The 13,329-nt window shown below is 61.8% G+C and carries 12 protein-coding genes; 7 read left to right on the top strand and 5 right to left on the bottom strand.

Features of this window, described 5'->3' with window-relative positions; all coding sequences use genetic code 11:
• Nucleotides 1-136 precede the first annotated feature (136 nt).
• From EYW45_RS11745 to EYW45_RS11755, 3 genes are all read left to right on the top strand, one after another.
• A complete protein-coding gene (locus EYW45_RS11745) occupies nt 137-1,612 on the top strand; it encodes a DegQ family serine endoprotease (RefSeq protein WP_161135601.1) in 1,476 nt (491 codons plus the stop codon).
• 220 nt (nt 1,613-1,832) lie between these two features.
• Nucleotides 1,833-2,180: a glycine zipper 2TM domain-containing protein gene (locus EYW45_RS11750; RefSeq protein WP_161135602.1), complete on the top strand. Its 348-nt coding sequence runs from the start codon at nt 1,833-1,835 to the stop codon at nt 2,178-2,180.
• 160 nt (nt 2,181-2,340) lie between these two features.
• The gene (locus EYW45_RS11755) at nt 2,341-4,314 is read left to right on the top strand and encodes a BCCT family transporter (RefSeq protein ID WP_202444690.1); all 1,974 of its coding nucleotides are present in this window, start codon (nt 2,341-2,343) and stop codon (nt 4,312-4,314) included.
• A gap of 394 nt (nt 4,315-4,708) precedes the next feature.
• Here the strand turns inward: EYW45_RS11755 and EYW45_RS11760 are convergent, their stop codons facing one another.
• From EYW45_RS11760 to EYW45_RS11770, 3 genes are all read right to left on the bottom strand, one after another.
• The gene (locus tag EYW45_RS11760; protein WP_161135603.1) at nt 4,709-5,098 is read right to left on the bottom strand and encodes a DUF4148 domain-containing protein; all 390 of its coding nucleotides are present in this window, start codon (nt 5,096-5,098) and stop codon (nt 4,709-4,711) included.
• Nucleotides 5,099-5,336: 238 nt separating this feature from the next.
• Nucleotides 5,337-6,260: a 4-hydroxybenzoate octaprenyltransferase gene (gene ubiA / locus EYW45_RS11765; RefSeq protein WP_161135604.1), complete on the bottom strand. Its 924-nt coding sequence runs from the start codon at nt 6,258-6,260 to the stop codon at nt 5,337-5,339.
• 3 nt (nt 6,261-6,263) lie between these two features.
• Complete coding sequence (locus EYW45_RS11770) at nt 6,264-7,466, bottom strand: aminotransferase-like domain-containing protein (RefSeq protein ID WP_161135605.1); 1,203 nt, start codon at nt 7,464-7,466, stop codon at nt 6,264-6,266.
• A gap of 136 nt (nt 7,467-7,602) precedes the next feature.
• Here EYW45_RS11770 and EYW45_RS11775 point away from each other — a divergent pair, with 136 nt between their 5' ends.
• Nucleotides 7,603-8,091, top strand: coding sequence for a GAF domain-containing protein (locus EYW45_RS11775; RefSeq protein ID WP_161135606.1), 489 nt, complete (start codon nt 7,603-7,605; stop codon nt 8,089-8,091).
• A 162-nt stretch (nt 8,092-8,253) separates the two neighbouring features.
• Here the strand turns inward: EYW45_RS11775 and EYW45_RS11780 are convergent, their stop codons facing one another.
• Nucleotides 8,254-9,681, bottom strand: coding sequence for an APC family permease (locus EYW45_RS11780; RefSeq protein ID WP_161135607.1), 1,428 nt, complete (start codon nt 9,679-9,681; stop codon nt 8,254-8,256).
• Between the two features lie 285 nt (nt 9,682-9,966).
• Nucleotides 9,967-10,491 carry a DUF4142 domain-containing protein gene (locus EYW45_RS11785; protein ID WP_161135608.1) on the bottom strand — a complete coding sequence of 175 codons (525 nt, stop codon included), beginning with the start codon at nt 10,489-10,491 and terminating at the stop codon, nt 9,967-9,969.
• A 142-nt stretch (nt 10,492-10,633) separates the two neighbouring features.
• On the opposite strand from EYW45_RS11785, the gene EYW45_RS11790 reads away from it, so the two are divergent.
• The 3 genes from EYW45_RS11790 (at nt 10,634) to EYW45_RS11800 (ending at nt 13,293) form a co-directional block, all read left to right on the top strand.
• Complete coding sequence (locus EYW45_RS11790; RefSeq protein WP_161135609.1) at nt 10,634-11,902, top strand: putative Na+/H+ antiporter; 1,269 nt, start codon at nt 10,634-10,636, stop codon at nt 11,900-11,902.
• A gap of 337 nt (nt 11,903-12,239) precedes the next feature.
• Nucleotides 12,240-12,626 carry an FmdB family zinc ribbon protein gene (locus EYW45_RS11795; protein ID WP_161135610.1) on the top strand — a complete coding sequence of 129 codons (387 nt, stop codon included), beginning with the start codon at nt 12,240-12,242 and terminating at the stop codon, nt 12,624-12,626.
• A gap of 16 nt (nt 12,627-12,642) precedes the next feature.
• Nucleotides 12,643-13,293: a DUF502 domain-containing protein gene (locus EYW45_RS11800; protein WP_161135611.1), complete on the top strand. Its 651-nt coding sequence runs from the start codon at nt 12,643-12,645 to the stop codon at nt 13,291-13,293.
• Nucleotides 13,294-13,329 lie beyond the last annotated feature (36 nt).

A 13,329-nucleotide genomic window follows, 5' to 3' on the forward strand; every position in this document is an offset into this window, starting at 1 on the left:
TTTCCGACGCCTGGCAGAGTGATGAATATCGACTCACTGCGCTGAAAAAATTCGATCTCTTAAGTTTGCGTTAAGTCTGCCTTTCTACGCTTCTACCTCATCGGGACATCGTGTCCCCGGTCCCAAGGAGTGCATCATGAAAGGTCAAGTCTTTGCGCGTTCAGCGCTTGCAGCCGCCGTCCTGACGGCCGTTACCGGCGGAATCGTCTACTCGTCCGCAGGTGCCGCTGTGGCGCAGACGACGCCGGTTTCGCTGGTCGCGCCCAGCAGCAGTAGCGTCACCCATACCCCCGGCCTGGCCACGGCCACCGATTTCTCGGGCATCGTCGAGAAGGCCGGGCCTGCAGTCGTCAACATCAGCGTGACGGGTAAATCCACCGCGGCTGACGATGACGACTCGGCAGGCATTCCCGGCTTGTCACCCGACGATCCAATGAACGAATTTTTCCGCCGCTTCGGTCCTCAGGCGCAAATGCCGAGCAAGCCGCATATGACGCGGGGCCAGGGCTCGGGCTTTATCGTGAGCGCCGATGGCTTGATTCTCACCAATGCACACGTGGTGGATGGGGCGACCGACGTGACGGTGCGCCTGACGGACCGACGCGAATTCAAAGCGAAAGTGCTCGGCGCCGATAAGCAAAGCGACATTGCGGTGATTCGCATCGACGCCAAGGATCTGCCGGTGGTGCGCATCGGCAATCCCGGCGATGCCAAGGTGGGCGAACCTGTGCTCGCCATCGGCTCACCCTATGGTTTCGACAACACCGCCACGGCCGGCATCATCAGCGCCAAGTCGCGCAGCTTGCCCGAGGACACCTACGTGCCGTTCATCCAAACGGACGTGGCCGTGAATCCCGGCAACTCCGGCGGTCCGCTCTTCAATGCGCAAGGTGAGGTGATCGGCATCAACTCGCAGATCTACAGCCGCACGGGTGGCTATCAGGGCCTGTCGTTCGCGATTCCGATCGACGTGGCCACCAAGGTGCAGCAGCAATTGGTGGCGCACGGTCATGTGACCCGCGGTCGTTTGGGTGTGGCTGTGCAAGAGGTCAACCAGGCGTTGGCGCGGTCGTTCGGGCTTGAAAAAGCCGGCGGCGCATTGGTGAGTTCGGTCGAGAAGGACAGCCCCGCGGCCAAGGGCGGTTTGCAGGTGGGCGACGTGATCACGGGCTTCAACGGCCGTGCGATCGAGCATTCGTCTGACTTGCCTGCCGCAGTGGCTGACGCCACGCCCGGCAGCGCGGCGAAGGTTGCCGTGATGCGCGAGAAGGCGGAGAAGACCTTGTCGGTCACGATCGGCGAATGGAAGGTCGCACAGAGCGACGCCAAGAAGGGGCAATCCGACCAGGCCAAACTGGGTCTGGCGGTGCGCCAACTTTCACCTCAGGAGCGCGCGCAATCGGGTATCGAGTCGGGCCTCCTGGTGGCCAGCGCCAATGGCCCCGCCGCAGTGGCCGGCATTCAGGCCGGCGACGTCATCCTGGCTTTCAACGGCGTTCCGTTGAAAGACGTGGATCAGTTACGCAAACTGGTGGATGGCGCGGGCAAGAACGTCGCACTGCTGGTGCAACGTGACGACAGCAAAATCTTTATCCCGCTGACGTTGGGATAAGGCCCGCGATCGTTGCGTGTGTGGCGCCGCCTCGTGCGACGCCACGCACGCGCGGCGCTTTTTTGCTATGAATCGAAACGGATTCCGCGGTTCCGAAAGCCACTGAAACAGCTTATACACCCGGTATCTCGATAGCAGCGACAGACACACGAAAGCGATGCTAATTTCCCTTCAACGCCGATACATGCGGGTTTCGACGGCGTCGATTGGAGAATAAAAAATGAGCATCACCAAACGTATCAGTCAGGCTTTCCTCGTTGCCGTTCTTGCCCTGGGTGTGAGCGGCGCCGCATGGGCAGATAAGCAAACGCGCAATACCGTGATCGGTGCAGGTTTGGGTGGGGTCGCCGGCGCATTGTTGTCGGAAGGCGATCCTTGGGTCACCGTGGGCGGTGCAGCAGCGGGTGGTGTATTGGGTCACGTGATCACCGACGACGATGACCGTCGCGGCCGTCGCAACTGGGACCGCGGCGATCGCCGCCACGACGACTACCGTCGCGCCGGTTATCGCAAACATCACGATGATCGTCGCCATTGGAAAAACAAGCGTCACCATCATCGTCATTGATGTCATGCCCCCTGGCGTTTGTATCCGGAATGCCAATGCGTAAACAGGGTGTAGCAGTGCTGGTGTGACGGTCGGCAAAGTTCGATACTCCCGCTAACTGGGAGAATCGCCGGCCGCATTTCCCTTTCTTCCGATGCGAGCCGGCGTCGGGAGAACACACATGCAGCAGTCTTCATGGCGCAATACGATTGCGCCCGTCACGTTTACGGGCTCGGCCCTGATCGCACTTGGCTTGATCGTTTACGCGAGCTTATTGCCGGAGCAGGCCAAGGCCGTCTTCACCCACGCCAACGATTGGATCATCGCCGAGGCGGGATGGTTTTACCTGCTGTCGGTTGGCATATTCGTTCTGTTTCTGCTGGGGCTGGCCATCAGCCCCTTCGGCCGTATCAAGTTGGGACCTGACGAGTCCACGCCTGATTACAGTTACGGCACCTGGGTGGCCATGCTGTTCAGCGCCGGCATGGGCATCGGCATTGTGTTCTACGGTGTTGCCGAGCCGATTACGCACTTCTCCAAGCCGCCGGTGGCCGAGGCGATGACGCCACAGGCCGCGCGCGATGCCATGGAAATCACGTTTTTCCACTGGGGTGTGCATGCCTGGGCCATTTACGCGGTACTCGGATTGGCGCTGGCTTACTTCGGCTATCGCCGCGGCCAGCCGCTAACGCTGCGTTCGGCGTTTCATCCACTGCTCGGCGATCGCATCCATGGTCCCATCGGCGATCTGATCGATATTTTTGCGGTCGTGGGCACGATGGCCGGTCTGGCGACGTCGTTGGGTTTGGGCGTGTCGCAGCTGAACGCCAGCCTGTTCTACCTGTTCGATCTGCCGCAAACGCTCAATATTCAGCTCATTCTGATTGCCGTGGTCACGCTGCTGGCGACGCTCACGGTGGCGACCGGACTGGACAACGGCATCCGGCGTTTGAGCGAGCTGATCTTGATCGTGTCGTTCATCTTGATGGCGTTGCTGTTGGCGCTTGGCCCCACTGCCTTCCTGCTGCAGGCGTTCGTCGAGAATATCGGCCTTTATCTCAATGGCTTTATCGGGCGCACCTTTCACAGCTTTGCGTATGAGCCCTCCGAATGGGCAGGCAAGTGGACATTGTTTTATTGGGGCTGGTGGATTTCCTGGTCGCCGTTCGTCGGCATGTTCATCGCGCGTATTTCTCGCGGCCGCACGATCCGGCAGTTTCTGCTCGGCGTGCTTTTCGCACCGGCGGGCTTCAGCTTTATCTGGTTCACGATTTTTGGGGATCTGGCCATCTGGCTGGATATCCATCAGGCGGGCGGCGCTATCTCGAAAACCGTGGCCGACAACATGCCGATCGCGCTCTTCACGGTATTTGAGTATCTGCCGTTCTCGACCGTATTGGCATGGATCACCGGGCTGCTGGTCGCCGTGTACTTTGTGACGGCATCGGATGCAGGCGCACTGGTGATCGCAATGATCACCGCGAAGTCCGGCGAGGAAGAGCCGGCGTTGTGGTTGCGTGTTTTCTGGGCGCTTACATGCGGTGCGTTTGCGGGTTGCCTGCTGTTATTGGGCGGATTGGAGGCCGTGCAGATGGCGGCCGTGATCGCGGCCTTGCCGTTGGCCATCGTGATGTTGTTCATGTGCTGGGGAATTTGGAAGGCACTGAACGACGAGGCGTCGATGCAGGCGAGTGCGCGTTTGCAGGCGGTGCCGCTGATGCCGATCGAGGGGGCCGTGCCGTGGCGCCGCCGCCTCAGCGCAATCATCAGTCATCCCAACAAGGCGCAGATCGACAAATACTTCGCGTCGACGGTGACCCCAGCGTTGGCAGCGGTGGTGGCCGAACTGCAAAAGCGCGAACTCGTGGCCGAAACCGAAGCGCTGGAGGACGGCGTGCAATTGAAAGTCGTCCATGGCGAGAACACGCCCGAATTCATTTATGCGGTGCGTGCAGTGAGCCAGGCGATTCCGGCCTTTGCGCTGTCCGACTCGGGCAGCACCACGAGCCCGCGGCGGCGCTATTACCGCGCCGAGGTGTTCCTGACGCAAGGCGGGCGGGGCTATGACATCTATGGCTATAGCGGCGATCAGCTGATTGCCGACGTGATCAATCACTACGATCGCTTCCGGCATTATCTTTACACGACGCAGTAGGCGGTGCCCGGCTGCCCGCCATTTCAAGCCTGCGTCTGACTGGTCGTGGTGGTATTGGCGGAAGGCGCCGGCTGAACAAGCCAGTGCAAAGCGGTAAAAAAATAGGCCTCCCGTTTACGACCGGGAGGCCTATCTACTGCTTACGTACCCCGATGCATTGGGGCCGTATGTACTGCGGAACAGCATCGGTACTGCGAGGGTAATACATGAACTGCGGGTACAGGTAATACTTGAACAACGGGTACTGCATGTACTGTCTACTCAACAACGTCGATTACTGCGACTGCATGTACTGCGACTGCGGGTCTTGCTTCCACTCAAACACATGCGCGGAGAGGCATGTCCGTTGCCAGCGGATCGCACCGCGGATCGCCGCGGCGCGTGGCGCTTTCAATTAGCCCTTCGTGGGCGGGTAGTCCAACGTGCCGAACGTGTAGGTGCCGTCAGCTTTGGCTTGACGCAGTTCTTGCACGACTTGAGCGCGGCTTTCGGTGGCGCCGGTTTGGGCGACTTGGGGCGGGTAGTCGAGCGTACCGAAGGTCACTTCGCCGTTGTTTTGAGCGGCGGCCAATTCGGTTTGAACTTCAGCGCGGGTCAGGCTCGAACGTTGAACGATCGGAGCGGGGTATTCCAGATTACCGAAGGTGTAGCTACCGTCAGCCTTGGCTTGTTGCAGTTCGGCGACGACTTCGGCGCGCGTCTTGTCATGGCCGAGGTCGGCGGCTTGTGCGCTCACACCAATCAGCGAAAGGGAAAGAACTAGGGCAGTGGTAAGGGTCTTCATGGTCAATCTCCAGTCAATTGTCTCAGCGCGTCTTGCGCTGGGGTCTTATCGTCTTTGCGTCGTGTGTGACGACTTGATGACTGAATTGTGAACCTATCGAGACCTAGGATAAACCCTTATAACCGCAAAACATTATCCCAAAAAATCGGGTAATAAGCGCCATCAGCCCGGTAAGCTACGAATATTGGTAACGTGAGACGCGATTTGCAACACGATACCGTCCCGCAGCAATCCCTGATTACAGCAATGTGCCTGCCAGCGCTGCGGCAACCAGCAACGCGCCCGTCCAGAGGTTGGCGCGAAACAGCATGAAATTCTGTTCGGGCCGCTTCAAGTCGAATTTGGCGAGTTGCCAGAACAGGTGCACGGCAATGGCAGCCATGCCGAGGTAGTAGGCGGGATGCATGTCCAACGACCAGCCGCCCCACGTCCATAGCGCGATCGTGCCCACATAGAAACCGCTGACCCACGTTTTGCCGTTGGCGCCGAAGCGCAGGGCCGTGGAGTGCAGGCCCAATTGCGCATCGTCGCGCACATCCACGTAGGCGTAGATGGTGTCGTACCCAATCTGCCACAGCACGGCGCCCAACCACATCGCCACCGCGGCCAAGGGGACGGCGTTGTGCACGTCGGACCAGGCCATCAGCATGCCCCAGTTGAATGCAATGCCCAGCACGGCTTGCGGCCAATAGGTAAAGCGCTTGCACAGCGGATAAATGAAGACGATGGGCAGCAGCGCCACCGCCAGCCAGCGGCTCATCGGATTGATGAAGAACAGCAGCACGGCGCACACGACCAATTGCGCGAACAAAAACCAGAGCGCTTTCTTCAGCGTGATCTGCCCACTGGTAAGCGGCCGAAAACGTGTGCGCTCCACATGCTGATCGATGTCGCGATCGCATATGTCGTTGATCGTGCATCCCACGCCGCGCATGAGCAGGGCGCCCAGCGAAAAGATGATGAGCCGTGCGAGGGTGGGAAGCCCCGAAGACGCTTGCACCAGTGCCGCCAGGCACGGCAGCAACGTCAGCCAGGTACCGATGGGCCGATCGAGTCGGCACAGCCGGGCATAGGGTCCCCACGATGCGGGGAGCCAGCGCGCGACCCAATCGTCGGCAATGATGTCGTTCAGATCGGGGGCGGGGCGGGCGGTGACGGCCATGGATCAGCGTCCGTAATTGGCGATCAGTCGGCCCAACGTGGCAATGCCGGCGCGGATCTTGGCCTCGGGCACGGTAACGAAGCTCAGCCGCAACGTGTTGTGGACGGGCGCCGACGCATAGAAGGGCGCGCCTGGCACGAATGCCACTTTTTCAGCGATCGCTTGCGCGAGCAGCACGCTGCTGTCGATATGAGCGGGCAGCGTCACCCAGATGAACATGCCGCCTTCAGGCCGGGTATAGGCAACGTCTGCCGGGAAGTGCTCGGTAATGGCGTCGAGCATGTAGCCGCATTGCTTGCGGTACAACTCGCGCACCATGGGCAGATGCTGCGCAAGAAAGCCATCCTTGATGATTTCGTACACGGCCATTTGCGTAAGCGTGGAGGTGTGCAGATCGGTGGCCTGTTTGGCCTGCACGAGCTTATTGATGATGGTGCGATTGGCCGCGATGTAGCCCAGCCGCAGCCCGGGTGCCAGCACCTTCGAGAACGAGCCCAGGCGGATGACGTTGGCGCTTGCTGCAGGGGCGAGCGACAGCAAACTCGGCGCATGCTCACCTGCGTAGCGCAGCTCGCCATAGGGGTCGTCTTCCACCACAGGGAGGCCCAGTCGCGCCGCTTGCGTGACCAGATCCTGGCGGCGCGTCGTATCCAGCGTGCGGCCGGTGGGATTCTGAAAATTGGGCAGCGCATAAAGAAAGCGTGCCCCCTCGGCCAGCGCCGGCGTGATCGCTTCGGGCACCAGGCCGCCGTCGTCCGTTGCGACCGACGCGTATTGCGGTTGATAAAGGCTGAACGACTGCAGCGCGCCAAGATAGCTGGGCGTTTCGACCAGTACTTTGCTGTCCTTGTCGATCAATACCTTGCCCAGCAGATCCAACGCTTGCTGCGAGCCCGACACGATCAGGATTTCATCGGGCGTGACCCGTGCGCCATTGCGGCTGAGATCCTCGGCCACCCATGCCCGCAGCGGCGCGTAGCCCTCGGTGGGGCCGTACTGAAGTGCGACGCGCGGTTGCTCGGTCAACACACGATCGAAAGCCTGGCGTACCACTTCCGCCGGAAATCCGTCCGGTGCCGGCAGTCCGCCCGCAAACGACGTGATATCGGGGCGCTCGGTAACTTTGAGAATCTCGCGAATGGCGGAACTCGTCAGTTGTTGCGCGCGTTCGGAAAAAGTGCAGGCGGAGTCGAGAGGGGTGTCCATGAGGCAGCGTTCTGGCAGGCGCGAAGCGTGAAGGAAGGGAAGATTGTCCCACTTTTAGGCGGGATTTCGGCAAGCCCAAATCTGTCGCGCGCCTAAAATGTGCGATTGCCGATGGGTTTTTCGATGGAACGAGATCATGTTTGACCGCTTGATTCTGGATGGCGACACCAAAGCCGCACGCTACGAGGCGCTGGCCGGACACGCGCGTGCGCTGCTCGCCGGTGAACACGACCGCATCGCCAATGCCGCCAATCTGAGTGCGTTGGCGTTCGAAACGTTGCCCGATCTGAACTGGGCGGGATTTTACTTTTTCGACGGGACGGAACTCGTGCTGGGCCCCTTCCAGGGCCGTCCCGCCTGCGTGCGGATCCCGCTCGATCGCGGGGTGTGTGGCGCGGCCGCCAGCCAACGTCAGTCGCAGGTCGTGCCCGATGTGCATGCGTTTCCCGGCCACATTGCCTGCGACGCCGCGTCGCGGTCCGAAGTGGTGGTGCCGCTGGTGCGCAATGGCGAGCTGATCGGCGTGTGGGATGTCGATAGCCCGGTGGCCGGCCGATTCGATGAAGACGATCGCGTCGGCATGGAGGCGCTTTGCGCGATCTATCTGGACAGTCTGCGGGGCTGACGGCAGGCGCGCCGCGCCCACCAACGGGCGCATCGAGGCGTTCTCACAAAGCCAGCGCTTGCCGCACAACGTTCAGACGTCCGTGCATCGCGGTGCCGCTAGCGCGGCTGTCGCTTGATTGGCGTGCCGTTGTGCCGTCCTAATCAGGCGTCGCGTTTGCCTTCACGCTGCGGCAGTCACGCGCTGGCTGTACAGCCGGCAGAGCGGCCAGCCCGCAGCCACGATCAGCAATCCCAATACGGTGCCGGCCCCTGCATAGAGCGCACTGGCCACGGCCAGCGCGGCACACGTGAGCGCAAACAGCATCGGCGTAAACGGATAGCCGGGCACCCGAAACGGGCGGTGCCGGTCCGGATCCAGGCGCCGCAATCGCCAGACGGCGCCGGCCACCAGGGTCATGAAAAGCCAGAACGCCGGCGCCGTCACCGCCACCATGGCCTCGACGCCATTGGGCGTAAATGCACCGTACAGCACCAACAGCAGCGTCAACCCGGCCTGCAGGATAAGCGCCGCAATCGGCGCACGTCCGGCCTGGCTCCAGCGGGCAAGGGGAGCGAGCCGAGGCACATCGCGGCCGAGTGCCGCGTACACACGGGCGCCGGTCATGATGGTGGCGTTCATGGTGGTCAAGGCAGTGCAGCAGATCAGGATCCCGAGCACCCAGGCGCCGTAGGGGCCGGCCACCACCCTCATCACGTCGAGCCCGATCGCGTCGGCTTCACGCAGTTGCTCCAGGCCGAACAAGCGCAAAAATGCCAGATTGGTGAGGATGTACAGCACCGCGACCAGGCCGGTGCCCAGGAACAGCACGCGGCTCACGTTGCGCGCGGGATTGCGCAACTCGCCAGACAGATACGCCGCCTCGTTCCAGCCGCCGAACGTGAGCAGCACAAACACCATGCCCATACCCAGCGAGCCTGCGATAGGCGCGTCGCGAATGCCCGCCACGGCAGCATCGCCGGCGGCAGAGGGGGGCAGGCCGCCCGGCGCCAGCCACGCCGCAGCGGCGATCAGGCCGATCAGCGCCAGCAAGGTCAGGGCGGTGAGGATGCGCTGCAAGGTGCGCGACGTGCGGGCGCCGGCCATGTTGAGCAAGGTCAGCGCGATCACCGACAGCCCGGCATGCCAGGCAATGCCGAATTGCCCCAGCGGCATCCATTGCTGCGCGTAGCCGCCATACAAGAATGCAACCACCGCGATCCCACCGGTTTGCATCACCGTGCCGCGGGCCCAGGCAAAGAGCAAGGCGACGCGGGGTCCCCAGGCACGATTGAGATACAGATACTCGCCGCCGTGATCGGGATAGGCCGAGCCCAGTTCGGCATAGCACAACGCGCCGATCAACATCACCAGGCCGCCCACGATCCACAGGCCGAGATAGATTTCGGTGGTGGCGGCATAGCGGGCCACCATCGGCGGAAAGCCGAAGATCCCCACGCCCACGACCACCCCCACCAGTACACAGACGGCGTCGATCACCGATAGCGAGCGGCGGCCCGAACCGTGGCGCCGCGTGCCCGGCGACGCGGCAGGCGTCGGCGACGACGGCGCATCAAGCGGGGATCTTGCGGGCGGGGGTACCAGGGCCATGCGAGTCTTATAACGTACGGTTGGGGGCTTATTCATGACAAAGCCGTGGCGCTTTCGTTCCCTGCCCGCCCGAATAGGCCACAGGGCGTCAAGCCGCTTGCTGAGCGATCGCCGCTTGCTCGGTCGGGTAAAGCCGTTATGCAAAGCGATGCCGTTGCGCAAAGCAATGCCGCCCGATTGGGGCGGCATGCAGTCTGGTCTGGCAATCGATCAATGCAGGTCGTATTGACTGACGCCTTTGACAGGCCCGTCTCTATCGCCGACAGGCCTATCGCTCCGACCGATTTACTTCTTCATGGCGTCGACCGTCTTTTCCAGCGCGCGACCCTTCTCGAGATGGGCCTGCAGGCTGGGCAGCGTTTTGGCGGCGAAGGCCTTCACATCCGCATCCTTGGCATCGTCCGCCGCATCCTTGAAGGCTTCGACCGCATCTTCGTGCGCATCGACCGCGATGTCGTCCGAATAGTCATCGTCGAAATCATGGCCCGTTTTCTTGTTCAGGTCTTCGATGTCCTTGCGCATGCCGCGCGGCAGTTCGGTCGGCAGGGTGAAGCCCTTGGCTGCTGCCAGGGTTTTGAGTTCGCCGGCCACCTTGGTGTGGTCCGTGATCATCATTTGGGCGAAGTCCTTCACTTCCTGGGACTGGCCTTTTTGTACCGCGACCTTGCTGGCCTCGATTTCGAACATGCCACTTTCAGCCGCAATGCGGAGGAATTTCTGGTCACCGCGCGACAACTCGGCAGCCGAAGCCGCGCCCGCCATACCCAGCGCCAACGCGATACCTACGGCCGTCATTTTCATCTTGTTCATGTCGATCTCCTCGATTAATCGTGGGATCACCTAGGCAAGCCGTGTGCCGTGCGTGGTGCGCCCCTACCTTGCCGTCGAGTACAGTGCGGGCTGTCTGTCGCGCGCGCCCGGGCGCCGCCTTGCCATCGTTTTGGATCGAATCATGCCGTTTTCCCTTCATGTCGTGGCGACTGTGTTGTTTGCCGTCGCGATTCTGCACACCTTCTCGGTGCCCGTGTTTGCGCGCCTGGCGCACCGCGGCGGGCGGCATGCGGGCGTCTGGCATCTGCTATCCGAGGTCGAGGCGGTGTTTGGGTTCTGGGCCTTCGTGCTGATCGCCGCGCTGGCTCTTTTGGGGGGCGTCGATACCGCCGTGTCCTATATGGATACGCGCAACTTTACTGAGCCGTTGTTCGTTTTCGCCATCATGGTAGTGGCGGCCAGCCGGCCGATCCTCGAGCTGGTGAACGGCGTGGTGCGTCTGCTGGCGCGGGCAATGCCCTTGCGCCGTGAGTACGCGACCTTTTTCGTCGTGATGGCGTTTGTGCCGCTTTCCGGCAGCCTGATCACCGAACCGGCCGCCATGACGCTGGCCGCGCTGTTGCTGCGGTCGACGTATTTTCGGGTGCAAGGGCATGCCGGCTTCAAGTATCTGACCTTGGGCGTGCTGCTGGTCAACGTGTCGATCGGCGGCGTGTTGACGTCCTACGCCGCGCCGCCGGTATTGATGGTGGCGGCCACGTTCGGCTGGGATACGCCGTTCATGTTTCTGCACTTCGGATGGCGCGCGGCTGTCGCCGTCATCATCAATGCCTTAGTGCTCACGTTGATTTGCCGCGCAGCGCTCACCGCTGCCAGTCTGGACACAGCCGATCGCGACGGGCAGGCGCGCGCCGCGGTCCCCGCCATTGTGATTGCGGTGCATGTGGCGTTTTTGGTGGCGATCGTGCTGACGGCCCATCATCCCGCCTTGTTTCTCGGGCTTTTGATGTTGTTCCTGGGCTACACCGAAGCCTACAAGCAGCATCAGAGCCGGTTGATGATCAAGGAAGGGTTAATGGTGGGCTTCTTCCTGGCGGGATTGGTGGTGCTGGGGGGCTTGCAACAATGGTGGTTGCAGGATGCGCTGGGCAGCCTCTCGCCTCAGGTGCTGTTTTTCGGGGCGACGGCTTTGACGGCCATTACAGATAACGCCGCGCTGACTTATCTGGGATCGCTCGTCGAGGGTACCAGCGACGCGTGGCGCTATATGCTGGTGGCGGGGGCGGTGACGGGCGGCGGACTGACGGTGATTGCCAACGCGCCCAATCCGGCGGCATTTTCCATTCTCAAGAACCAGTTTCCGGATGGCAGCATCTCGGCGTTGCATCTCTTTTTGGCGGCGCTGGTACCCACTTGCGTGGCCGCCGGGATGTTTCTGCTGCCAGTATAGGGTCGGACGGTTTGGTCGCCGATCGGGCGATCGATTGGGCTGCCCTGGGCCACTGACCGGGCTGCCGATCTGCCTACCGAGGAGCTACCGACCATCTTCCGATAAGCTTACCGATGGGCCTACCGATGGGCCTACCGATGGGCCTACCGATGACGCCCGCCAAACGGTCCAATCGGCCTCTGGCACACATGTAACGGCCGAGATTTCCAGACGATTGCGCCGTCGGGCCGGACGCGATCTCATGAATGACGCTAAAACCCGCTAAAATCAAAGACTTTCCCTCGTTTCAGGCGCGCGGTCTGCCGATGCGCCACTCTGCCTCTTCCCGGGGTCATTCATGCCTATCTACGCTTACAAATGCAGCGCATGCGGCTACGCCCATGACACGCTGCAAAAGATGTCCGATCCTCCGCTTACGGTATGTCCCGAGTGCGGTCAAAGCACTTACAGCAAGCAGGTCACCGCGGCCGGCTTTCAGTTGAAGGGCTCGGGCTGGTATGTGACCGACTTCCGTAATAACGGCAGCGCCGGCGGTACCACGGCCCCGGCTGTCGGCGGTGACAAATCGGGAGGCGCCGCAGGCGACAAATCAAGCGAGAAGTCAACCGACAAACCGGCAGCGACCGAGTCCGCCAAACCTGCGGGCGAATCGGCCAAGCCTGCCGCCGCACCCGCGTCGAGTTCCAATACGGGCGGCTCGTCGTCCGGCCCGGCCTCGACCTGATCGTCGACGAGAGCGTGTGATCAAAAAGTATTTCGTCACGGGTCTGATCATCTGGGTGCCCCTGGTCATCACGGTGTGGGTGATCGGCTTGCTCGTCTCCACCCTCGAAGGCGTGGTGCCGGCGTTTCTGTCGTCGCAATCGCTCTTCGGCATCAATATCCCCGGGTTCCGGGTGGTGCTGGTGATCGCGACGGTGTTCGTGACGGGCATGCTCACGGCCAACTTGATCGGTCGCACGCTGGTGGAGCAGTGGGAAAACCTGCTCGGCCGCATTCCGCTGGTGCGATCCATCTACACCTCGGTCAAGCAGGTCAGCGATACCGTGCTCGCCCCGAATGGCCAGGCCTTTCGCCAGGCGGTCCTGGTGCAGTATCCGCGGGCCGGCTCCTGGACGATTGCCTTTCTCACCGGCGCGCCGGGGGGTGAAGTGGCGGCGCATCTGCCTGGCGAACACGTCAGTGTGTATGTGCCCACCACACCCAATCCCACGTCCGGTTTTTTCCTGATGATGGCGCGCGACGATGTCGTTGCGCTGGAAATGAGCGTGGACGAAGCGCTCAAATATATTGTTTCGATGGGGGTCGTGGTGCCTGCGTCGCGGGTGCCGGCCGCAGTGCCGCCGCTGGCGGACGCGGACCGCGCGGCGCCGATCGATCCCAACCTGTAAACCTTTCGCAAGAAGCCAAACAACGGAGTTATCCCG

The organism is Schauerella aestuarii (assembly GCF_009866805.1).
Taxonomy (GTDB): domain Bacteria; phylum Pseudomonadota; class Gammaproteobacteria; order Burkholderiales; family Burkholderiaceae_B; genus Schauerella; species Schauerella aestuarii.

Bases quoted from the DNA above. Each gene is read 5' to 3' on its own strand.
- EYW45_RS11770 (WP_161135605.1), bottom strand. From the start codon at position 7,466: ATGGACACCCCTCTCGACTCCGCCTGCACTTTTTCCGAACGCGCGCAA.
- EYW45_RS11785 (WP_161135608.1), bottom strand. From the start codon at position 10,491: ATGAACAAGATGAAAATGACGGCCGTAGGTATCGCGTTGGCGCTGGGT.
- EYW45_RS11755 (WP_202444690.1), top strand. From the start codon at position 2,341: ATGCAGCAGTCTTCATGGCGCAATACGATTGCGCCCGTCACGTTTACG.
- ubiA (WP_161135604.1), bottom strand. From the start codon at position 6,260: ATGGCCGTCACCGCCCGCCCCGCCCCCGATCTGAACGACATCATTGCC.
- EYW45_RS11780 (WP_161135607.1), bottom strand. From the start codon at position 9,681: ATGGCCCTGGTACCCCCGCCCGCAAGATCCCCGCTTGATGCGCCGTCG.
- EYW45_RS11795 (WP_161135610.1), top strand. From the start codon at position 12,240: ATGCCTATCTACGCTTACAAATGCAGCGCATGCGGCTACGCCCATGAC.
- EYW45_RS11775 (WP_161135606.1), top strand. From the start codon at position 7,603: ATGTTTGACCGCTTGATTCTGGATGGCGACACCAAAGCCGCACGCTAC.
- EYW45_RS11760 (WP_161135603.1), bottom strand. From the start codon at position 5,098: ATGAAGACCCTTACCACTGCCCTAGTTCTTTCCCTTTCGCTGATTGGT.
- EYW45_RS11790 (WP_161135609.1), top strand. From the start codon at position 10,634: ATGCCGTTTTCCCTTCATGTCGTGGCGACTGTGTTGTTTGCCGTCGCG.
- EYW45_RS11750 (WP_161135602.1), top strand. From the start codon at position 1,833: ATGAGCATCACCAAACGTATCAGTCAGGCTTTCCTCGTTGCCGTTCTT.
- EYW45_RS11745 (WP_161135601.1), top strand. From the start codon at position 137: ATGAAAGGTCAAGTCTTTGCGCGTTCAGCGCTTGCAGCCGCCGTCCTG.